19 protein-coding genes and 1 pseudogene are annotated in these 19,712 nt (G+C 60.7%); 12 read left to right on the top strand and 8 right to left on the bottom strand.

Going from position 1 to position 19,712, the window contains the following annotated elements:
* Window positions 1–73: 73 nt before the first annotated feature.
* From GQ39_RS19325 to GQ39_RS19315, 3 genes are all read right to left on the bottom strand, one after another.
* Window positions 74–670 carry a superoxide dismutase gene (locus GQ39_RS19325; RefSeq protein WP_008156084.1) on the bottom strand — a complete coding sequence of 199 codons (597 nt, stop codon included), beginning with the start codon at window positions 668–670 and terminating at the stop codon, window positions 74–76.
* A 176-nt stretch (window positions 671–846) separates the two neighbouring features.
* Window positions 847–1,449 (bottom strand): LysE/ArgO family amino acid transporter, encoded by a 603-nt coding sequence (locus tag GQ39_RS19320; protein ID WP_047532624.1) that lies wholly within the window; start codon window positions 1,447–1,449, stop codon window positions 847–849.
* Window positions 1,450–1,454: 5 nt separating this feature from the next.
* Complete coding sequence (locus GQ39_RS19315; RefSeq protein WP_047532622.1) at window positions 1,455–1,856, bottom strand: ACT domain-containing protein; 402 nt, start codon at window positions 1,854–1,856, stop codon at window positions 1,455–1,457.
* Window positions 1,857–1,952: 96 nt separating this feature from the next.
* Here GQ39_RS19315 and GQ39_RS19310 point away from each other — a divergent pair, with 96 nt between their 5' ends.
* The 4 genes from GQ39_RS19310 to GQ39_RS19295 all read left to right on the top strand — a co-directional run bounded on the left by GQ39_RS19310 (window position 1,953) and on the right by GQ39_RS19295 (window position 5,904).
* Window positions 1,953–2,852, top strand: a complete 900-nt coding sequence (locus tag GQ39_RS19310; RefSeq protein ID WP_047532620.1) for a LysR family transcriptional regulator ArgP — start codon at window positions 1,953–1,955, stop codon at window positions 2,850–2,852.
* A 97-nt stretch (window positions 2,853–2,949) separates the two neighbouring features.
* Window positions 2,950–3,942 (top strand): NAD-dependent epimerase/dehydratase family protein, encoded by a 993-nt coding sequence (locus GQ39_RS19305; RefSeq protein ID WP_047532618.1) that lies wholly within the window; start codon window positions 2,950–2,952, stop codon window positions 3,940–3,942.
* Window positions 3,943–4,047: 105 nt separating this feature from the next.
* A complete protein-coding gene (locus GQ39_RS19300) occupies window positions 4,048–4,923 on the top strand; it encodes an ATPase (protein ID WP_047532617.1) in 876 nt (291 codons plus the stop codon).
* A gap of 132 nt (window positions 4,924–5,055) precedes the next feature.
* Window positions 5,056–5,904, top strand: coding sequence for a cache domain-containing protein (locus tag GQ39_RS19295; RefSeq protein ID WP_047532615.1), 849 nt, complete (start codon window positions 5,056–5,058; stop codon window positions 5,902–5,904).
* 77 nt (window positions 5,905–5,981) lie between these two features.
* Here GQ39_RS19295 and GQ39_RS19290 read toward each other — a convergent pair whose 3' ends face one another.
* Window positions 5,982–7,499, bottom strand: coding sequence for an MDR family MFS transporter (locus tag GQ39_RS19290; protein ID WP_047539043.1), 1,518 nt, complete (start codon window positions 7,497–7,499; stop codon window positions 5,982–5,984).
* A gap of 95 nt (window positions 7,500–7,594) precedes the next feature.
* Window positions 7,595–7,957, bottom strand: a pseudogene (locus GQ39_RS31670) (FAD-dependent monooxygenase); the annotation flags it as partial.
* A gap of 206 nt (window positions 7,958–8,163) precedes the next feature.
* Here GQ39_RS31670 and GQ39_RS19280 point away from each other — a divergent pair.
* Window positions 8,164–9,060: a helix-turn-helix domain-containing protein gene (locus tag GQ39_RS19280; RefSeq protein ID WP_047539038.1), complete on the top strand. Its 897-nt coding sequence runs from the start codon at window positions 8,164–8,166 to the stop codon at window positions 9,058–9,060.
* 9 nt (window positions 9,061–9,069) lie between these two features.
* On the opposite strand, the gene GQ39_RS33060 is transcribed toward GQ39_RS19280, so the two are convergent.
* Complete coding sequence (locus tag GQ39_RS33060) at window positions 9,070–9,246, bottom strand: hypothetical protein (RefSeq protein ID WP_167361791.1); 177 nt, start codon at window positions 9,244–9,246, stop codon at window positions 9,070–9,072.
* A gap of 195 nt (window positions 9,247–9,441) precedes the next feature.
* Window positions 9,442–10,347: a LysR family transcriptional regulator gene (locus GQ39_RS19270; RefSeq protein ID WP_201774175.1), complete on the bottom strand. Its 906-nt coding sequence runs from the start codon at window positions 10,345–10,347 to the stop codon at window positions 9,442–9,444.
* A 142-nt stretch (window positions 10,348–10,489) separates the two neighbouring features.
* Between GQ39_RS19270 and GQ39_RS19265 the strand changes: the two genes are divergently transcribed.
* Together GQ39_RS19265 and GQ39_RS19260 are read left to right on the top strand one after the other, a co-directional pair.
* Window positions 10,490–11,374 carry an MBL fold metallo-hydrolase gene (locus GQ39_RS19265; RefSeq protein WP_047532605.1) on the top strand — a complete coding sequence of 295 codons (885 nt, stop codon included), beginning with the start codon at window positions 10,490–10,492 and terminating at the stop codon, window positions 11,372–11,374.
* 102 nt (window positions 11,375–11,476) lie between these two features.
* Complete coding sequence (locus tag GQ39_RS19260) at window positions 11,477–12,091, top strand: NAD(P)-dependent oxidoreductase (protein WP_047532604.1); 615 nt, start codon at window positions 11,477–11,479, stop codon at window positions 12,089–12,091.
* Window positions 12,092–12,158: 67 nt separating this feature from the next.
* On the opposite strand, the gene GQ39_RS19255 is transcribed toward GQ39_RS19260, so the two are convergent.
* Complete coding sequence (locus tag GQ39_RS19255; RefSeq protein ID WP_047532602.1) at window positions 12,159–13,040, bottom strand: LysR substrate-binding domain-containing protein; 882 nt, start codon at window positions 13,038–13,040, stop codon at window positions 12,159–12,161.
* 159 nt (window positions 13,041–13,199) lie between these two features.
* Between GQ39_RS19255 and GQ39_RS19250 the strand changes: the two genes are divergently transcribed.
* The 5 genes from GQ39_RS19250 to GQ39_RS19230 all read left to right on the top strand — a co-directional run bounded on the left by GQ39_RS19250 (window position 13,200) and on the right by GQ39_RS19230 (window position 19,622).
* Entirely contained in the window at window positions 13,200–14,837 is a 1,638-nt protein-coding gene (locus GQ39_RS19250; protein WP_047532600.1) for a 5-guanidino-2-oxopentanoate decarboxylase, read from the top strand.
* Window positions 14,838–14,845: 8 nt separating this feature from the next.
* Window positions 14,846–16,294 (top strand): aldehyde dehydrogenase family protein, encoded by a 1,449-nt coding sequence (locus GQ39_RS19245; protein ID WP_047539035.1) that lies wholly within the window; start codon window positions 14,846–14,848, stop codon window positions 16,292–16,294.
* 295 nt (window positions 16,295–16,589) lie between these two features.
* Window positions 16,590–17,693, top strand: a complete 1,104-nt coding sequence (locus GQ39_RS19240) for an extracellular solute-binding protein (protein ID WP_047532598.1) — start codon at window positions 16,590–16,592, stop codon at window positions 17,691–17,693.
* A 175-nt stretch (window positions 17,694–17,868) separates the two neighbouring features.
* Window positions 17,869–18,777, top strand: coding sequence for an ABC transporter permease (locus GQ39_RS19235; protein WP_047532595.1), 909 nt, complete (start codon window positions 17,869–17,871; stop codon window positions 18,775–18,777).
* Window positions 18,774–19,622 (top strand): ABC transporter permease, encoded by an 849-nt coding sequence (locus GQ39_RS19230; RefSeq protein WP_047532593.1) that lies wholly within the window; start codon window positions 18,774–18,776, stop codon window positions 19,620–19,622. Before GQ39_RS19235 ends, GQ39_RS19230 begins: the two co-directional genes overlap by 4 nt.
* Window positions 19,623–19,712 lie beyond the last annotated feature (90 nt).

Here is a 19,712-nt window from a genome sequence, read left to right as displayed (position 1 = left end):
TGACTGATCGACTCAACCCATCACGTAAAAAAAACCCGGCTGGAAGGCCGGGTTTTTTTGACGGGTATCGAGCTTAAGCGGTGAAGGTTTTGCCTTCGAACTGCTCAGCTACGAATTTCCAGTTGACCAGGTTCCAGAACGCTTCGACGTACTTCGGACGCAGGTTGCGGTAGTCGATGTAGTAAGCGTGCTCCCAGACGTCGCAGGTCAGCAGCGGGGTGTCGCCGTTGGTCAGCGGGTTGCCGGCGCCGATGGTGCTGGCCAGGGCCAGGGAACCGTCAGCCTTTTTCACCAGCCAGCCCCAACCGGAACCGAAGGTGCCGATGGACGTCTTGCTGAACTCTTCCTTGAACTTGTCGAACGAACCGAAAGCAGCGTTGATGGCTTCAGCCAGGGCGCCGGTTGGTTGACCGCCGGCGTTTGGTGCCAGGCAGTTCCAGTAGAAAGTGTGGTTCCAGACCTGAGCGGCGTTGTTGAAGATACCGCCCGAGGAAGACTTGACGATTTCTTCCAGGGTCTTGCCTTCGAACTCGGTGCCTGGCACCAGGTTGTTCAGGTTCACGACGTAGGTGTTGTGGTGCTTGTCGTGGTGATATTCCAGAGTTTCCTTGGAAATGTGCGGCTGCAGTGCATCGTGTGCGTAAGGCAGTGGCGGCAATTCGAAAGCCATGGTGGATCTCCTAATCAGGTCAGGTGCGGTGAGCGCAAGGCCGATCACGGGCGGCCAGACTAGCGCCGGGGAGTTTGTACTCTTTGCGGCGCAGGTCTCGGATCATAGCACCGGGGGTGCGGCATAACCACGCAACAACTGTGTGGAATAGAGGTTCCAGAGCCTTTTGGAATAAATCAGCCGGCGGTGATCAATTGCAACGCTACCGCAAACATCATGACGGCCACCAACAGGTCGAGGATGCGCCAGGTACTGGGGCGAGCCAGCCAGGGCGCCAGCCATGCCGCGCCGAGCGCCAGGGTGAAAAACCACAGCAACGAAGCACTGGCCGCGCCCACCACATAAGCGCCGGGCTCTGTCTGCTGGGCTCCGAGGGAGCCGATCAGCAACACGGTATCCAGGTAGACGTGCGGGTTGAGCAGGGTCACCGCCAGCGCGCTGAGCATGACTGCCCGCAATGAGCGCACGGTCTGGTTTTCACCCTGTTGCAGGCTTTGTTTCGAGCACGCCCGGCGCAACGCCTGGGTGCCGTACCACAACAGAAACGCGGCACCACCCCAACGGGCGATGGCCAGCAAGGTCGGGTTTTGCGCCAGTACGGTCGCCAGGCCGAAAACGCCGGCGGCCACCAATAATGCATCGCAGGCCACGCAGAACGCCGCCACCGGGAGGTGGTGTTCACGACGCAGGCTCTGGGCCAGCACAAACGCATTCTGGGTACCGATCGCCATGATCAGTCCGAAGGCCACCAGCAGGCCGTTCACATAGCTTTGCCACATAATGATTACTCCGCGTTGGCTGCCAGATCGCGCAGCACTTGCATGGCGCGTTCGGCATCGGCCTGGCCGACAAACAAATGATCGTGGTAATAGCCGGCGATCACGTTGCAACTGATGCCGGACTGGCCCAGTGCCGTGGCGAACGCGGCGGTCAGACCGACAGCTTCGAGGGCCGAGTGCACGTTCAAGGTGATCCAGGCCGCGACGTAGTCGAAACTGAAGCCCGCCTGTTCGGCGTGGCGGCGTTCGAGAATCACGGTCAGGCCTTCCTGCTCGCGGAAGCTGCCGATGATGTCCAGGCCCGCCGGCCATTGGCCGTCACGCAAGGTGCAGAACACGTACTCGCCGGCATTGAGTTGTGGGCTCATGCTGCGCAGCAGTGTTGCCAATGAAGTTTCGCCAGCCATGTGGGTGTTCCTTGTTCAAGCGTTCTTGCTGGCCATTCTCCCGTGTCAGGCTGTATAAGAAAAACCAATCTTGCTGATCGCTCATTAGGAAAACTGATGTTCGACTATAAATTGCTGTCTGCCCTCGCCGCTGTGGTCGAGCAAGCCGGGTTCGAGCGTGCCGCCCAGGTCTTGGGTTTGTCGCAGTCGGCGATCTCTCAACGCATCAAATTGCTTGAAGCGCGGGTCGGCCAACCGGTGTTGGTCCGGGGCACACCGCCGACGCCCACGGAAATTGGCCGGCGTTTGCTCAACCATGTGCAGCAGGTGCGTTTGCTTGAGCGGGATTTGCAGACGCTGGTGCCGGCGCTGGACGAAGAAGGCCTGCCCGAACGCCTGCGTATCGCTTTGAATGCTGACAGCCTGGCCACCTGGTGGGCGCAGGCCGTGGGGGATTTTTGCGCGGAACAACATCTGTTGATGGATCTGGTGGTCGAAGACCAGACCGTGGGCCTTAAACGCATGCGTGCAGGTGAAGTGGCTGCATGCCTCTGTGCCAGCGAGCGGCCGGTGGCGGGCGCCCGCAGTGTGTTGCTGGGGGCGATGCGCTACCGCGCGTTGGCCAGTCCGGTCTTCATTGCCCGGCATTTCCCCCAGGGCGTGCGCGCCGATCAGTTGGCCCGGACGCCGGCGCTGGTGTTTGGCCCGGATGATTTCCTGCAGCATCGATACCTGGCGTCTCTCGGCGTCGATGGTGGGTTCGAACACCATTTATGCCCGTCCTCTGAAGGTTTTATTCGCCTCACCGAAGCGGGCCTCGGCTGGGGACTGGTGCCCGAATTGCAGGTTCGCGAACAACTGGAACGCGGTGCGTTGCTGGAGCTTTTGCCAGATAAACCGATCGACGTGCCGCTGTACTGGCATCATTGGCGCAATGGCGGTCAATTGCTGGGGCTTCTTACCGATCAATTGGTGCGCGCGTCGAAGCAATGGCTGGTGCCGTTGGAGCAGCAATAAGCGTCAAGCTGCAAGCTGCAAGTGAAGTGCTTGCGCATCGTTTTTAACTTGCGGCTTGAGGCTTGAAGCTCGCAACTGCATTTTGTTGGAGCAATACATGAAGATTCTGGTCACCGGCGCAAGCGGTTTCATCGGCGGACGCTTTGCGCGTTTTGCCCTGGAGCAGGGCCTGGATGTGCGGGTCAACGGTCGCCGGGCCGAAGGTGTGGAGCATCTGGTGCGGCGCGGCGCCGAGTTCATCCAGGGCGATTTGAGTGATCCTGAACTGACGCGTGACCTGTGTTCCGACGTCGAGGCCGTGGTGCATTGCGCCGGCGCCGTCGGTTTGTGGGGACGTTATCAGGACTTTCACCAAGGTAACGTCCAGGTCACCGAAAACGTCGTCGAAGCCTGCCTGAAACAGCGGGTCCGGCGCCTGGTGCATTTGTCGTCGCCATCGATTTATTTCGATGGTCGCGATCACCTGGGGTTGACCGAAGAGCAGGTGCCCAAACGCTTCAAGCATCCTTACGCCGCGACCAAATACCTGGCCGAGCAAAAAGTCTTCGGTGCCCAGGAATTCGGCCTCGAGACCCTGGCCCTGCGTCCGCGCTTCGTTACCGGTGCTGGTGACATGAGCATTTTCCCGCGCCTGCTGAACATGCAGCGCAAGGGGCGCCTGGCAATTATCGGCAACGGCCTGAACAAGGTCGATTTCACCAGCATGCAGAACCTCAACGAAGCGTTGCTCAGCAGTTTGCTGACCAGCGGGTCCGCCCTGGGCAAGGCCTACAACATCAGCAACGGGACGCCGATTCCATTGTGGGATGTGGTTAATTACGTCATGCGTAAAATGGAAGTCCCACAAGTAACGCGCTACCGTTCCTACGGTCTGGCCTACACCGTCGCAGCGCTCAATGAGGGTGTGTGCAAGTTGTGGCCGGGGCGTCCCGAACCGACCCTGTCGCGGTTGGGCATGCAGGTCATGAACAAAAATTTCACCCTGGACATCAGCCGCGCCCGGCATTATCTGGATTACGACCCCAAGGTCAGTCTGTGGACGGCGCTGGATGAGTTCTGCGGCTGGTGGAAGGCTCAGGATATTCGCTGAGCAGCGAGGCACTGAACCGGGCCGTGGGGTGAAGGTCAATCGGTGCGGCGTGAAGGTTATACTCGCCGCATCCAGCTATCACCGCGTTTCACAAAGGTTGACTCAATGTCCATGCGTAACGATGCCAATGATGACTTCGACGATGTACCGAGCCTGCGCGCCGACAGCCTCGACGACGATGATTTTCCGGTCACCACTCGCACCTCCGTGCACTCTCGACCCGCGCCGGCTGTAAAGGTCAAGGGTCCGAGCACCGGGCCGTTGTGGGCATTGGTCGGGGCTTTGCTCTTTGCGTTCGCGGGCTTGGCCTGGTGGAGCTTTCAGCAGATTTCGCTGATGGAGCAGCAATTGGTGGCCACCCAGGAAAGCTTCGCCCGGATCAGTGAGGAAGCGGCGGGGCGCCTGCAGGATATTTCCGGCAAGGTGGTGGCCAGTCAGACCAACGTCACCAGCGACAGCGAAGCCCTGAAGCTGCAAATCAAACAGCTGGAAAGCAAGCTGCAGGATCAGAGTCAGCAACAACAAGGCGTCGCGGGCCAGACCTCGGATCTCGACAAGCGCCTGGCGCAGATGACGGCACAAACCACCGATCTGGATAAGCGTCTGGCGCAAATCAGCGCGCAGAGCAATGAGCACCAAACCGCCAATACGCAATTGCAGGCTCAGGTCAAAGTCTTGATCAGCGACGTGGCCGCGTTGAAGAGTGCCCCGGCAGACACGGAAAAATTCGATGCACAGCTGAAAAGCCTCGGCGCCGACATCACCGCATTGAAGAAACAAGGCAATCCGAGCGCCGCCATCGAGCGATTGGAGCAGGAGATCGTGGTGCTCAAAAGCGAACAGGACAATCGCCCGACGCCTGTCCAAGGCTCGACCAACACTGCCGAATTCGATGCGTTCCGCAGCCAGGTCACTCGCAATATCAATACCCTTCAGGCACAGATCCAGAACCTGCAGCAGCAACTGCGCGCCCGCCAGTAATAGACCTGCACATGAACACTTGTGGCCGGGTGGCAAAGCCGCCCCAAGCCGTTCACTACGGATCCTGAATATTCGTACATGGCCCCAACCCGTCTACGCTCTTGAAACACGATCAAGAACGAGGGATGCGCAATGGGGTTTCTGCACAAATTGGCCTTGCTGGGCAGCATGCTTTTGCTGTGCCTGGGCCAGGCTCAAGCCGCCGACACCGAAAAAGCTGACAGTCAGGCCGCCATCGCCTTACTGGAAAAAGCCCTGGCCTATTACCACGAGAATGGCGACAAGGCCTTCGCGGCGTTCAGCCGACAGGGCGAGTTTGTCGACAAGGACCGTTATGTCTTTGTACTGGATACCAAGGGTGTGATGCTCGCCAGCGGCGGGCCATCCTCGGCGCTGATCGGCCGGGACGTATCGGAAACCCTCGGGCCGGATTTGCAGAAAACCTTCAAGGACGCCCTGAAAGTGCCGGAGGGCAATGGCATCCAGCAGGCGGAATACCGCTGGCAGAACTGGGCCGACGGCAAAATCGAACGCAAGCACGTCTACTACCAGCGTGTCGGCCAGCGGATTCTGGCGGTCGGGTATTACCTGCCACGGGCGTCAGCGGAACAGGCCATGGCACTGCTGAACAAAGCCGCGGCCGATCTGGCCAAGGACGAGAAGGGCACCCTGAGCGCCATCAATTCCCTCAAGGGCGGTTATTTGCAGGATGACCTGTATGTGTTTGTCGTCGACCTGAATACCCGGCGTTACATCGCCCACGGCACCAACCTGCGCTTGATCAACACCGATTTCAGCAAAATCAGCGACCCTGAAGGCAAGCCGGTGGGCGAGCCAATGCTGGCGCTCATGGCCGGGCAGGATTACGGCGAATACGACTATCGCTGGAAAAACCCGGTCACCGGCAAGGTCGAGGACAAGCATGCCTACCTGAAGAAAGTCGGGCATTTTCTGGTGGCTGTGGGGTATTACAGCCCTTGAAGATATTGTGACTGTCATGGCGCCATCGTCGGAACGCCGCCCGGAGCTTGCTCGCGATAGCGGGCGACTCGGTCCATCTACCGAACCTTGTCTTCCCGCCCACGCAACACCATGTTCGGCATGGCAATCGCCGCCGCCAGCCCCAGCAGCGACACCGCAGCGCTGACCATCAATAGATGCCGGAAAGTGAGCAGCAGTTCGGCCCGCAGAGCGTTTTGTGTATCCCCCGCTGCAGCATTCAAGCCGTCCAGCAGCACATTCCCCGAATGACCTTCGGCGATCAGCGACGAGCCGGCCAGGTGCGCGAAACTCGAATCCTGCAGCAACGCCAGCAGCAACGCCGACATCACAGAAACGCCCACCGCGCCACCCAGCGACCGGAACAGGTTGGTGGTGCTGGTGGCGACGCCTATGTCGCGTTGTTCCACTGAGTTCTGTGTGCCCACCAGTGACGTCGGGAACTGCATCCCCCCGGCGATGCCACTGAGTAACATGAACAGGCTGCTGAGCAAAAACGCCTGGGGCGGGCTGAATGCCATGCCGAGAATCGAGATCGGCATCAGCACGGCGCCGGTCAGGATCATCGGTTTGTAGCGTCCGGTCACAGACGTACGGCGGCCGGCGAAATAGGCACCGATCGGCATACCCATGGCCAGCGGCAGCAGATGCAGGGCCGCGCTGTCGGCCCCGGCCCCGGTCACGCTCTGAAAGCGCAGCGGCATCAGCACGATCAACGAGATCGCCTGGAAACTGGTGAAGAAAATCGTGCACCAGCACAGAACCGCATTGCGATTGGCGAACAGATGCATGGGCAGCAACGGTTCCTGTGCCCGTCGTTCACAGGCCACGAACAAGCCCAGCACGAACACGGCGCAACCGAGCAGGGCCAGCACCTCCACGCTGCGCCATGAATGTCCCTGGCCAACCAGGGTAATGCCCAGCAGCAACGCCGTCAGCCCGATGATCATCAGCAGGGTGCCGAGGTAATCGATGACTGGCTTGCGTTGCGGTATCGGCAAGCCCACCAGGGTGCGATTGGCCACCAGCCAGGCACCCAGGCCCAGCGGCAAGTTGATCAAGAACACCCAGCGCCAGGACAGGTATTCAGTCATGTAGCCACCCAGCACCGGACCGGCCACGCTGGCCACGGCGTACATGCTGCTGAAATAACCCTGATAGCGACCGCGCTCCCGTGGCGGCACGATGTCGCCGATGATCGCCTGGCTGACCGAGATCATGCCGCCGGCACCGACGCCTTGAAAAATCCGCGCCAGCACCAGTTGTTCCATGCTCTGGGCCATGCCGCAGAACAACGACGCCAGGGTGAACAGGCCCATACCGAACAGCATCAACTTGCGACGCCCGTACAAGTCGCCGAGTTTGCCGTAGATCGGCACCGCGACCGTCATCGCCACCATGTACCCGGAAATCACCCAGGCCAGCAGACTGACGTCCTTGAATTGCGCGGAAATGGCCGGCATCGACACGGCGACGATGGTTTGGTCCAGGGCGCCGAGGAAAATTGCCAGCATCAGGGCGATCAATACGCTGCGGATAGCCGGCTTGGGCGTTTCAGGCTGTTTGAGATTGGTCACGAAGAAAACCTGCGGGCAGTGATAACCCGCCAGTGGCAAGGCGAGCGGGGGGTGCTCGCCAGTTTAAATCGATAGCAGGCTATTCGATAGCCCTCGACTGCCGCGCCACGCCATGGAAGCCATCGCCCCCCGGCGACCTGACGAGCGGCCATCAGGTCGTGGATGACCTCGGTCTGGCCTTGGATCATCAGTTTTTCCGCCAGTCAGGGCGTGCAGATCGATACGCACCTGGCGTCCATCGAGGGCCTGTTCGAAGCCACCGTGGACCCATCCGTCGGCGTCCATGCGCTGACCCACGCCGGCCTGGCGCAACAGCTCTACCATGCCTTTTTCAAGGACCCGGCGCGGATTCGGCCAAGCACATAGTCCGGGCTCTGACGTTCGAGAACGAGGGGATTGATGCCGGCGTTGTGCAGCCATTGACCGAGCAGCAGACCGGAAAGACCGGTGCCAATGATGGCAACTTGGGTTTCAGGGCTTCATTGTTTTTATGGCTCCCACGCAGCACACGACCAGGGTCGCTGAGCGAGTTTTATGGATCGAGTGCTTGCATTTTTCACTTGCGAGTCTGTCAATTGAGGGTGAAAACTGAGCCGATATGTGTGCATTCTGCCAATCGGTGCGATTATCGTCCGTCATCTATTTCGAGGCCTGGATTGAAGTGATGAACAAGCCTGACCTGCCTTCGATTCCGGTGTTCAAGCTCTACGGTGAAAGCCTGAACTGGCCAACCCCGGACTTGCTGCACTGTGAAACCATTTCCAAACGCAGTCGCGAACATCAATGGGAAATCAAACCCCATCGCCACCCGGATCTATGCCAGTTGCTCTTCGTGTTCAAAGGTCAGGCAGAGCTTGAAATCGAAGGCAAACGTACGCAACTGAGCGAGCCGGCGATCCTGGTCCTGCCGCCGTTATCCGTGCATGGCTATCGTTTTTCCGAAGATGTCGAAGGGTTCGTCGTCACCCTCGCCGCGCCGTTGATCGCCCACCTGCAGGCGCAATTGGGGCATTCGGGGAATGCGCTGGCCCAGGCCGAGAGCTACCCGGCGGGTGAAAACAGCGAGTACCTCAACAGCTTGTTTTCGGCGTTGCAAGCCGAATACACGGGGCACCAACCGGCGCGGGAAATGCTGATGCATTCGCTGGTCAGCGTGATCATGGTATGGGTCAGCCGTCAGGTGATTCAGCGTCGTTCAGCCTCGCAGCGGCCGCAACGTGCGCGGGAGTACCTCAACGGGTTCATCCAACTGGTGGAAGAGACTTATCGCCAGCATGTCAAAGTCGAGGATCTGGCCCATCGGCTGGGGATTTCCGTGTCCCACCTCAATGGCACCTGTCGGGAGCTGGCCGGTCAGCCGGCGTTGCAGATCATGCACGAACGCCAATTGCTGGAGGCCAAGCGCTTGCTGACCTACACAAGCATGACCATTTACGAAATGTCCGACGTGTTGGGGTTCTCGGATCCGACCAACTTCACACGCCTGTTCCGACGCAGGGTAGGGATCTCGCCCAAGGCCTTCCGCGACCGCTTGAAGGCCGATCAGGGCAATGAGGCCTGATCCCCTTTGTCAACGGAGGGCATTGAGGGTCGCGTTGTGTGGAATGCACTGCTCGAAGTTGCAACTGGCGTATTCACGGGGCAGGTTGCGTAACTGCTCGACCCGCCAGGCCGCAACGCCATAGAGCCCGAGCGTGACCGCGCAGGTAATGAAAATGGCGAGGTATCTTCTTGTTCTGATGTTCATGGCATTGACCTCTGAACGAATACCTTCCGGTATTACTTTGAGCATAGGTCAGTGCCAGTGAGTTGCCAGTGATGCCACGAACGTTGATGGCCCCTGTGGGAGCTGGCTTGCCAGCGATTGCGGATTGTCAGCCAGCATCAATGTCGACGGTGACGACGCCTTCGCGGGCAAGCCAACTCCCATAGGGAACGGAGGCTACAGGCCGATATCCCACACCGGTTCTTCGGGGAACCTCACCACCAGAAAATCCAGCAGGCTGCGCAATGCCGCCGGCATGTGCTTGCGCGAGGCGTACACCGCATACACGTTCATCTGTCGTGGTTCGGCCCTTGGCAACAGGCGGACCAGCTCACCGCTGTGAATGTGCACGCCCGCCTGATAAGTCGGCAGCATCGCCACTCCGGCACCGGCCATCGCCGCCCGCATGAGCGTGCTGGCTTCGTTGGCGCTGATGTTGCCCTGCACGGGCACCGAGACGTCTTCGCCCTCCTGTTCGAAATGCCACAGGCTTTTGCCGAAGTAGGAATGGGTCAGGCAATTGTGCTGGCTCAAATCCTCGACCCGCTGCGGCGACGGGTGCTCGCGCAGGTAAGCAGGAGAGGCGCAGATCACCGAGCGGCAGACGGTCAGTCGGCGGGCGATCAGGTTGGGGTCCAGGTCATTGCTGGTGCGAATCGCCAGATCGATGCGCTCATCGACCAGGTTCACCGTGCGATCAAGCATCTGCATGTCGATGCTCACGCCGGGGTAGCGCTTGACGTACGCCGCCATGGCATCGGCCAGTTGCGCCTGACCGAATGAAGTACTGACGCTGACTCGCAGCAGGCCGCGCGGTGCCTCGTCCGGTTCGCTGACGGCGGCTTGCATGTCGCTGGACAAGTCGAGCATTTGTCGGCAGCGCGGCAGGATTTCGCTGCCGGCCGCGGTCAGGCTCAACTTGCGTGTGGTGCGGTGCATCAAGCGCGCGCCGACCCAGTCTTCCAGCTCGGCCAGATACCGGGAAACCACCGGCCGGGAAAGCTCCAGATGATCGGCGGCGGCCGACTGGCTACCGAGGTCGACCACCGTAACGAACACCCGCATTGCTTGTAGACGATCCATGATTTGCCCGATTTCAGAAACAAACTATGTTCCAGCATCGCATTTTTTGTACTGAACCAGGCAACTAAGCTCTGTTCCCTGTAGGAGCGAGCTTGCTCGCCCCTGCAAGGGACCACCACAGCCATTGGATACGGAGCAACAGATGATCGGTTTCACCACTCTCAAACGCGTTTTGCTGGCGACCACCGCTCTCGGATTCGCCGCTCACGCCGCTGCGTCGACATTGACCCTGGATGTCTACAACCCCGGCGAAAAGGCCATTTTTCCGGTGACATCGGTACTGGTCAGCGGTGAGAAAGAGGCCATTCTGGTGGACGCCCAATTCGGCAAGTCCCAGGCCGAACAGGTGGTGGAAAAAATCCGCGCCAGCGGCAAGCAACTGACCACCATCTACATCAGTCACGGCGACCCGGACTATTACTTCGGCCTCGACACCCTGACCGCTGCATTCCCCAACGCCAAGGTGCTCGCTTCCCGGCCGACCGTTGATCACATCAAGCACACCGTCGACGGCAAGCTGGCGTTCTGGGGTCCGAAAATGGGCGCCGACGTACCGGCTAAAACCATCGTGCCGGATGTGCTGAAGGGCGACAGCCTGATGCTCGAAGGGCAGAAACTGCAGGTGGTCGGTCTTGAGGGCAAGCAACCGGATCGCAGCTTCGTGTGGATTCCATCGATCAAGGCCGTGGTCGGTGGCGTGGTCGTGGCAGAAAACATTCACCTGTGGATGGCTGACACCCAAACCCCGCAGTCCCATGTCGATTGGTTGACTACGCTGCACTCGATCGAAACCCTGAAACCGAAAACCGTCATCCCGGGTCATTACCTCGGTGACAGCGCCCGCTCACTGGCGGCGGTGCAATTCACCGCCGATTACATCAAGGCCTTCGACGAGGAAACCGCCAGGGCCAAGGATGCGGCCGCACTGATCGCCGCGATGAAAAAACGCTTCCCGACACTGGGTGACGAAAGCTCCCTGGAGTTGAGCGCCAAGGTCGCCAAGGGCGAAATGAAGTGGGGTGAATGAGTTTTTGTGTCCACCGCATGACCTGTGGCGAGGGAACAAGCTCCCTCGCCACAAAAGCATCGTTGTCGCTACAGATACACCTCAAGCCAACTGGAGAACGTCATGAGCAAAATCGCAATCATCGGTGCCACCGGTCGTGCCGGTAGCCAGCTATTGGAAGAAGCCCTGCGCCGTGGTCACAGTGTCACCGCCATCGCCCGCGATACCTCGAAGATCGGCCAGCGTACCGGCGTGGTCAGCCAGAATGTCGATGCCCTCGACAGTGCTGCGTTGCAAGCCGCAGTGGCGGGTCATGACCTGGTGATCAGCGCCGCGCATTTCGCCACGCTGCCGGCCAGTGCCGTCATCGGACCGGTGAAAAAGGCCGGGGTCAATCGCCTGTTGGTGGTGGGCGGTGCCGGGTCTTTGTTGTTGCCGGATGGCACCCGGGTGATCGATAGCCCAGGCTTCCCGGCCGAGTACAAGGCAGAAGCCGGGGCGGGTGCCGAGTTTCTGGAAAACCTGCGTCAGGAACGGGATCTGGACTGGACCTTTTTGTCGCCGTCGGCAGAGTTTGTCGAAGGTCAACGCACGGGAAAATTCCGGATCGGCAAGGATGATTTGCTGGTGAGCAGCGAAGGGCGCAGCTGGATCACGTTCGCTGACTTTGCCATCGCAATGCTGGATGAAGTGGAAGCGCCGAAGCACATTCGCCAGCGGTTTACCGTCGGGTATTGAACTGACTGTCTCTGTGGGAGCGAGCAAGCTCACTCCCACAGGGGTATCACGCAAGGACTCCTGGCTTTCAGCGACTCTGCGCTTGCTCCACCAACCACCCCGTCAGCTCGCGTAATTTCGCCGAAGGTCCGGGTTTTTCGGGGGAAACCAGGTAATACGCCAAGCCTGTCTTTACGATCAGATCGAAAGGCATGACCAGCCGCCCGGCGCTCAGGTCATCACCAATCAGCGACCAGTCGCCGATCGCTACACCGGTGCCCTGTGACGCCATCGACATCGCCAGGTCCAGCGTTTCGAAATGCTGACCCTTGCTCACATTACTCAAGCGAACATCCGCCGAGGCCAGCCAGGCCTTCCAGTCCCGTTCATCCCGGGTCGGGTGCAGCAGCATGTGCTGTTCCAGATCCTTCGGCGTGTGCAACGGCACCGGGCCTTCGAGCAATGGCTTGGAGCACACCGGTGTCAGTCGTTCTTCGAACAGGCGTTGCGACACCAGCGAAGCCTCCGGCGGCGCGCCATACATCACGGCCGCGTCGAATTGCTCGCGATGGAAATCCACGCCGTGCTTGACCGTGGTGGTCAGTTCGACCGGCACGTCCGGGCGTTCTTTCTGCCACTGCAACAGCCGTGGCAACAGCCAGCGCATGACGCAGGTCGGGGCCTTGAGTCGCAGGGTTTCGCGCTTCTCGCCGATCTGCTCCACCGCTTCATCGATCAGGCCGAAAATCTGCCGGACACGTGGCAGCCATTCCCGTCCTTCGGCGGTGAGGTCGAGGCCGCGGGCCTGGCGGATGAACAGTTCATAACCCAGGTGATCCTCCAGCCCGGCAATCTGCCGGCTCACTGCGCCCTGAGTGATGTGCAGTTGCTCGGCGGCCCGGGTGAAGTTGCAGCACTGCGCGGTAATCAAAAATGTGTACAGCGCCGGCAGGGGAGGCAGTCGTTTCATTCGGATCCAAGGTATGACGTGAGGACATGGCTAGTATGATTTTTTATCCATTGTTGCGGCTATGTGTCGCCCGTTCCAATGAGGCCATCCCTGGACCTGCGAATCCATCATAAACACTGCGCAGGCCCGGCGTCTCAATCGAATAAAAAGGGCAATGACATGGCGACGTGTGGCGAAGTACTGGTCAAGTTACTCGAAGGTTATGGGGTGGAGCAGGTGTTCGGCATCCCCGGGGTTCATACCGTGGAGCTGTATCGCGGGCTGGCCCGTTCGAGCATCAACCACGTCACGCCGCGTCACGAACAGGGCGCCGGTTTCATGGCCGACGGCTATGCCCGCACCCGCGGCAAACCGGGCGTGTGCTTCATCATCACCGGCCCCGGCATGACCAACATCACCACCGCGATGGGCCAGGCCTATGCCGACTCGATCCCGATGCTGGTGATCTCCAGTGTGCAATCGCGCAACCAGTTGGGCGGCGGTCGCGGCAAGCTGCATGAGCTGCCGAACCAGAGCGCATTGTGCGCCGGTGTCGCGGCGTTCTCCCACACCCTGATGTCGGCCTCGGAATTGCCAGGTGTTCTGGCCCGGGCGTTTGCGCTGTTCCAGGCCGGCCGTCCGCGCCCGGTGCACATTGAAATTCCGCTGGATGTTCTGGTGGAAGAAGCCGACGACCTGCTCACCAGCGTCCCGGTGAACATCGACCGCGCCGGGGCCTCGCCGACTGCGGTGTCGCGCATGACCGAACTGCTGGCGGGCGCCAAGCGTCCGCTGATTCTCGCCGGTGGCGGCGCCATCGACGCCGCCGCCGAGCTGACTGAACTGGCTGAGCTGCTGGACGCGCCCGTCGCCCTGACCATTAATGCCAAGGGCATGCTGGAATCCGGTCACCCGCTGCTGATCGGTTCGACCCAAAGCCTGGTCGCCACTCGCGCGCTGGTTGCCGAGGCCGATGTCGTACTGGCCATCGGAACTGAATTGGCCGAGACCGACTACGACGTTACCTTCGCCGGTGGCTTCGACATTCCCGGCAAGCTGCTGCGTGTTGACATCGACCCGGACCAGACCGTGCGCAACTACCCGCCGCACATGGCCCTTGTGTCCGACTCGCGCAACGCCGCGCAAGCCCTGTTGAGCGCGCTGTCGTACAAGTCCCTGGCCGAGCGCCGCAACGACTGGGGCCAGGTGCGTGCCGCCCGCCTGCGCGAAGAACTGGCGGCCTCTTGGGATGCGCCGACCCTGGCCCAGACCCGTTTCCTCGAAACCGTTTTGCACGAATTGCCGAACGCGGTGTTCGTCGGCGATTCGACCCAACCGGTGTACACCGGCAACCTGACGTTCAACCCGCAGCGCCCGCGTCGCTGGTTCAACTCGTCCACCGGCTACGGCACCCTCGGTTACGCCTTGCCGGCGGCGATTGGCGCCTGGTTGGGCGGCAGTATCGAAGGTGGCGCACGTCCGCCGGTGGTGTGCCTGATCGGTGACGGTGGCCTGCAATTCACCCTGCCGGAACTGGCCAGCGCCGTTGAAGCGCGCACGCCGGTGATCGTGCTGCTGTGGAATAACCAGGGCTACGAAGAGATCAAGAAATACATGGTCAACCGCGCCATCGAGCCGGTCGGCGTGGACATCTACACCCCGGACTTTATCGCGGTGGCCAAGGCCCTGGGCTGTGCCGCCGAAGCAGTCAGCGGCGTCGAGCAACTGCGTGGCGCCTTGCGCGCAGCCTCGGACCGCCAAGGCCCGACCCTGATCGAAATCGATCAGACTGCCTGGACCAAGGCGGTGTCGAAATGAGCGTTGCCTTGACGTTACCCACCACGCTGGACGGCCTGTTCATCAACGGCCAATGGTCCGCCAGCAGCGAACACCTGCGGGTGATCAACCCGGCAACCGAAGCCCTGTTGACCACGGTGAAGGGCGGTGACGAGCGCGCTGTCGAACAAGCCGTCAGCGCCGCGACCAGGGCTTTCGCCGATTGGTCGAAAACCACCGGTGCCGAGCGCGGCGCGATCCTGCGCAAAATCGCCGCCGGCGTGCAGGCCGGTCGTGAGCACTTGATGCATTTGCAGTCCCTCAACAACGGCAAGCCACAGTTCGAAGCGGCCATCGACGTCGATGACGTGATCGCCACGTTCGAGTATTACGCCGGTCTGGCCGAGGGCCTCGACGCAAAACAGGACAGCGCCGTTGAACTGCCGAGCGAAGATTTCCGCGCTCGTCTGCGCCGCGAACCTTGCGGCGTGGTCGGCCTGATCGTGCCGTGGAATTTCCCGATGGTCACCACGGCCTGGAAACTGGCCCCGGCCCTGGCTGCCGGTTGCTGCGTGGTGCTCAAGCCTTCGGAAGTGACGCCTTTGCCGGAGCTGGAACTGGCGGCAATCATTGCCGAAGCCGGCTTGCCCGCCGGTGTGTTCAACCTGGTGTGCGGCACGGGGCTGGCGGTTGGCGCGCCGCTGTCGGCGGACCCGCGCATCGCCAAGGTGTCGTTTACTGGCAGTAACGCGGTAGGCGTACAGGTCATGCAACGCGCGGCAGAAACCGTCAAAGGCGTGAGCCTGGAACTGGGCGGCAAATCCTCGTTGCTGGTGCTGGCCGATGCCGATCTCGACCTGGCCGTGGAAGTCGCCTGTGGCGGCGGTTTCTTCAACGCCGGGCAAATGTGCTCGGCCACCAGCCGCGTGCTGGTCGCCGACGAACTGGCCGATGAATTCCTGATTCGATTGAAGAACCGTGCCGAAGCGATTCGCGTGGCAGACCCGTTCGATCCGAACGTGGAAATGGGCGCGCTGGTCAATCAAGCGCAATACCAGCGCGTGCTCGGCCACATCGACCGCGGTTTGAGTACCGGTGCCAAGCTGATTTGCGGCGGCAATCGCCCGGCGGATCTGCCGCGCGGATATTTTTTGCAGCCGACAATCTTCACCGAAGTGCCCCTCGACAGTGCGCTGTGGTGTGAAGAGATATTCGGCCCGGTGATTTGCGTGCGCAGCTTTGCCAGCGAAGCCGAAGCGATTGCCCTGGCCAATGACAGTCAGTTCGGTCTTGTCGCCAGTGTGGTGACGCGCAATGCCGAGACGGCGGATCGCGTCGCCAACGCTTTGCAAGCGGGGCTTGTGTGGATCAACGCGCCACAGGTGATCTTCCCGCAGACCGCCTGGGGTGGCTACAAACAGAGCAGCATCGGTCGTGAATTGGGCCCGTGGGGCTTGCAGGCTTTCCAGGAAATCAAGCACGTGATTCGAGCCGTCTGACGACGATTATTGTGGGAGCGAGCCTGCTCGCGATGGACGTCAAGGATGACGCGGAGCGCCTGAGTTTACGCGCCGCCCGCGCACCTATCGCGAGCAAGCTCGCTCCTGCATGAGGCATGTGCTGGCGTCATGGCTTCAATGAGTTTTTATCGATAGTCAGCGGTTTTACACAACCTCAGGATGAACTCACTGGTTCAACCAACCCCCCGAAAATAGAGGGGAAAACGCTGATCCAGTCGCGCGGATGCAATAGCTTCGACCTGCCTTATACCTAAAAAAACAAAGGGAGTCCGTAATGGGCGAGCATGATCTGAACAGACGTCAATTCATCAAGACCGTGGGCGTAGCCTCGGTTGCTGCGGCGGCCATGAGCCTGCCGTTCGTCAAGGCCAATGCCAGTGATACCCGTTTCCAGGGCAAGACCCTGCGTCTGTTGACCTGGTCCGACGACACAGGCCTGGCCGCACTGCGCAACATCGCCGCGACGTTCGAGGACAAATACGGCGTCAATGTCATCGCTGACCGCACCGGCAGTACCTCGGAAATGGTCGCCAAACTCAAGGCCGGCGGTGATCGTCCGCAATACGACATCATCACCCTGGCAGGCGTCGGCGCCGAAGGTCTGGCCGCTGCCAACCTGCTGGAAAAACCCGACCTCAACCGCATTCCCAACATTGTCGATGTACCGGAAAAGTATCGCACCGGCGCCAATGGCCACGGTATCGGTTACCTGCTCTGGTGCAATAGCCTGGTCTACAGCACTCGCACGCAGAAGGAAGCTCCGGACAGCTACGCCGCCCTGTGGGATGCCGAGCTGGCACCGAACATCTTCCTGCCGCCGCCGAACTGGACCGAGGCCATGGACCTGATCATCATCGCCGCCAAACTGGCCGGTGGTGACGAACACAACATCGAGCCGGGCTTCAAGAAACTCGCCGAGCTCAAGGACCGTGTGGTGACCCTGGGTGAAAACCCGAACCAGATCGCCGAACTGTTCCGCACCGGTTCGCTGGACATGGGGGGCCTGTACGCGCCGGCGTTTTTCCCGAAACAGATCCGCGATCCGAACTACGGCCTGGGCGCCACCTTCGGCATGAAGGAAGGTTTCTACACCGACCTGATGCTTTCGGTGATGCCAAAGAATCGTCCGGGCGACACCGACCTGGCCTACGCCTTCATCAACCATTCTCTGGACCCGCTGGTACAGGGCAAGATGGCCGAAGACATCTACAACGGCCCGGTCAACGCCAAGGCGATCATCTCCGCCGAAGCGCGCAAGAGCCCGTACATCCTTACGCCGGAGCAGATTGCCGAGAAGGCGATCATGCACGACAACGCCTTCCTGGCCACCGTGCATGACCAATGGATTCGTCGTTACACGGAAATCTTTTCTTCCTGATCTGTAGGAGCGAGCTTGCTCCGGGCGGCGTTCCGACGAAGGACGCATGGTCGACACGGGCTGTCTGATGCTCCGCGTTATCGTTAACGTCCATCGCGAGCTCGCTCCTACAGGGGATCGGGGTTGATACCCCGCTTCCGTGTGCCACTGATCTTCCATTGACGAGACCTTTGCTATGGAACACCAACCTCTGACCCATCCGGTGAGTGCCGCTCCCGCGCGCACTGATCGGGGTGTTTCGCCGACGACGCGTGCCTGGCTGTTTCTTTCGCCGTCGATGCTGTTTCTGGGCGTACTGATTGCCGCCAGCCTGTTGGTCCTGCGCATGAGCGTGGGCACCAAGGGCGCGGAATGGAGCGGGTTCAGCCTGGCCAGCTACGCGCAATTGCTGGAACCCTACTACCTCAAATCCCTGCTGCTGACCCTGCGCCTGGCGCTGATCAGTGCGGTGATCGCGGTCGTGCTGGCGATCCCGGTGGCTTACACCATGTCGCGCCTGACCTCGCCGTTCGTGCGCCGGATTTTCCTCGCGGCGGTGCTGCTGCCCTTGCTGGTCAACCTGCTGCTGCAAAGCTACGGCTGGCTGGTCATTCTCGGCCCGGGCGGGATGCTCAACCAGACGTTGATGGGCCTGGGCCTGATCAAGCGTCCGATCATGCTGCTCTACAACCAGAACGGCGTGTTGATGGGCCTGGTGCAAACCGCCTTCCCGCTGGCCGTGCTGCCGATCGCCAGCGCCATGCGCGGCGTTGCCCGCAGTTACGAAGAGGCCGCCGCCACCCTTGGCGCCAGTCGTTTTCAAGTGTTCCGCCAAGTGGTGTTGCCGATGAGCCTGCCGGGGATCATCACCGGTGCGACCCTGGTGTTTGCCTATAACGCCAGCAGCTTCGTGGTGCCGCTGCTGCTCGGTGGCCGTCGCGTGCCGATGCTGGCGGTGATGGTGCATGACCAGATCGCGCCGCTGATGAACTGGCCCGCCGCGTCCGCTGCCGGTGTGGTGCTGATCGTCACCACGCTCGCGATCATGACGCTGTCCGAATACATCACTGGCCGTCGTCGGCGCATGCTGGAGGCTTCGCAATGAGTACCCTGATCAAAAAGCGCCAGTCGCTGTTGCCGGGAGAGACCGGCAAGTTCGCAGGCATACTGTCCGGCTTCATCCTGTTGCTGGCGGTGTTGCCGATCCTGACCATGATCGTCATGTCCTTCAGTGGCGCGTCGAACCTCGACTTCCCGCCGAGCAGCTACAGCCTGCAATGGTACAAGGCCGCCTGGCACACCTTCGTTTCGCCGGACGCCAGCGACGTGCTGAGCCTGGGCAAAGCCATGACCACCAGCCTGATGGTGGCGTGTCTGACCATGGTCTTCGCGACGCTGATCGCGGTGCCGGCGGCGTACGCACTGACCCGTTGCGAATTCCGCGGCAAAGCCGTGGCGCTGCAATTGATGTCGCTGCCGCTGGTGTTCCCGATGGTGGTGTTGGGCCTGGCGTTGCTGCTGGTGTTCGACAGCCTGCCGTTCCAGATGACCACCTCGCGCCTGGTGATTGCCCACGTGATCCTGGCGTTGCCGTTCGTGGTGAAGAACTGCACCGCCGCCATGCTCTCCATCGGCAGCGAAGTCGAAGAGGCTGCGCAAATGCTTGGCGCTTCTCCGCTGCGGGCGATCGTCGATGTGGTGGTGCCGTTGATGAAGTCGGGGATTCTGGCGGGCATGCTGCTGGCGTTCATCGTCTCGTTCAACGAATTCACCGTGACCTATTTCCTCTACACCATCGACGTCATGACCGTGCCGATCTGGATGTACAGCCGCACCGTGTCTTCGCTCGACCCAACCGTATTTTCGTTTGCCGTGCTGATCGTGCTGATCGACTTCGTCCTCATCTGGGCGCTGGAGAAGCTGGTTGGCGAGGGTGGCGTTTCGTTCTAGCTCCTGCCTGGAGGTGCCTGCGCTCGATCATGCTGCGTTAAAAGTCAGCTCAGAATGCTCATTGACTAAAGTCAACTCCGCTTCTTCGCA

It is taken from the genome of Pseudomonas sp. 11/12A (genome assembly GCF_000800055.1).
Lineage (GTDB): Bacteria > Pseudomonadota > Gammaproteobacteria > Pseudomonadales > Pseudomonadaceae > Aquipseudomonas > Aquipseudomonas mohnii.
Note: the sequence above shows the minus strand (reverse complement) of the source record. Positions and strands in the feature narration are given on the sequence as shown.

Bases quoted from the DNA above. Each gene is read 5' to 3' on its own strand.
- GQ39_RS19260 (WP_047532604.1), top strand. From the start codon at position 11,477: ATGAGCAAAATCGCAATCATCGGTGCCACCGGTCGTGCCGGTAGCCAG.
- GQ39_RS19300 (WP_047532617.1), top strand. From the start codon at position 4,048: ATGTCCATGCGTAACGATGCCAATGATGACTTCGACGATGTACCGAGC.
- GQ39_RS19320 (WP_047532624.1), bottom strand. From the start codon at position 1,449: ATGTGGCAAAGCTATGTGAACGGCCTGCTGGTGGCCTTCGGACTGATC.
- GQ39_RS19265 (WP_047532605.1), top strand. From the start codon at position 10,490: ATGATCGGTTTCACCACTCTCAAACGCGTTTTGCTGGCGACCACCGCT.
- GQ39_RS19325 (WP_008156084.1), bottom strand. From the start codon at position 670: ATGGCTTTCGAATTGCCGCCACTGCCTTACGCACACGATGCACTGCAG.
- GQ39_RS19240 (WP_047532598.1), top strand. From the start codon at position 16,590: ATGGGCGAGCATGATCTGAACAGACGTCAATTCATCAAGACCGTGGGC.
- GQ39_RS19230 (WP_047532593.1), top strand. From the start codon at position 18,774: ATGAGTACCCTGATCAAAAAGCGCCAGTCGCTGTTGCCGGGAGAGACC.
- GQ39_RS19295 (WP_047532615.1), top strand. From the start codon at position 5,056: ATGGGGTTTCTGCACAAATTGGCCTTGCTGGGCAGCATGCTTTTGCTG.
- GQ39_RS19305 (WP_047532618.1), top strand. From the start codon at position 2,950: ATGAAGATTCTGGTCACCGGCGCAAGCGGTTTCATCGGCGGACGCTTT.
- GQ39_RS19280 (WP_047539038.1), top strand. From the start codon at position 8,164: ATGAACAAGCCTGACCTGCCTTCGATTCCGGTGTTCAAGCTCTACGGT.
- GQ39_RS19255 (WP_047532602.1), bottom strand. From the start codon at position 13,040: ATGAAACGACTGCCTCCCCTGCCGGCGCTGTACACATTTTTGATTACC.
- GQ39_RS33060 (WP_167361791.1), bottom strand. From the start codon at position 9,246: ATGAACATCAGAACAAGAAGATACCTCGCCATTTTCATTACCTGCGCG.
- GQ39_RS19250 (WP_047532600.1), top strand. From the start codon at position 13,200: ATGGCGACGTGTGGCGAAGTACTGGTCAAGTTACTCGAAGGTTATGGG.
- GQ39_RS19315 (WP_047532622.1), bottom strand. From the start codon at position 1,856: ATGGCTGGCGAAACTTCATTGGCAACACTGCTGCGCAGCATGAGCCCA.
- GQ39_RS19310 (WP_047532620.1), top strand. From the start codon at position 1,953: ATGTTCGACTATAAATTGCTGTCTGCCCTCGCCGCTGTGGTCGAGCAA.
- GQ39_RS19270 (WP_201774175.1), bottom strand. From the start codon at position 10,347: ATGGATCGTCTACAAGCAATGCGGGTGTTCGTTACGGTGGTCGACCTC.
- GQ39_RS19235 (WP_047532595.1), top strand. From the start codon at position 17,869: ATGGAACACCAACCTCTGACCCATCCGGTGAGTGCCGCTCCCGCGCGC.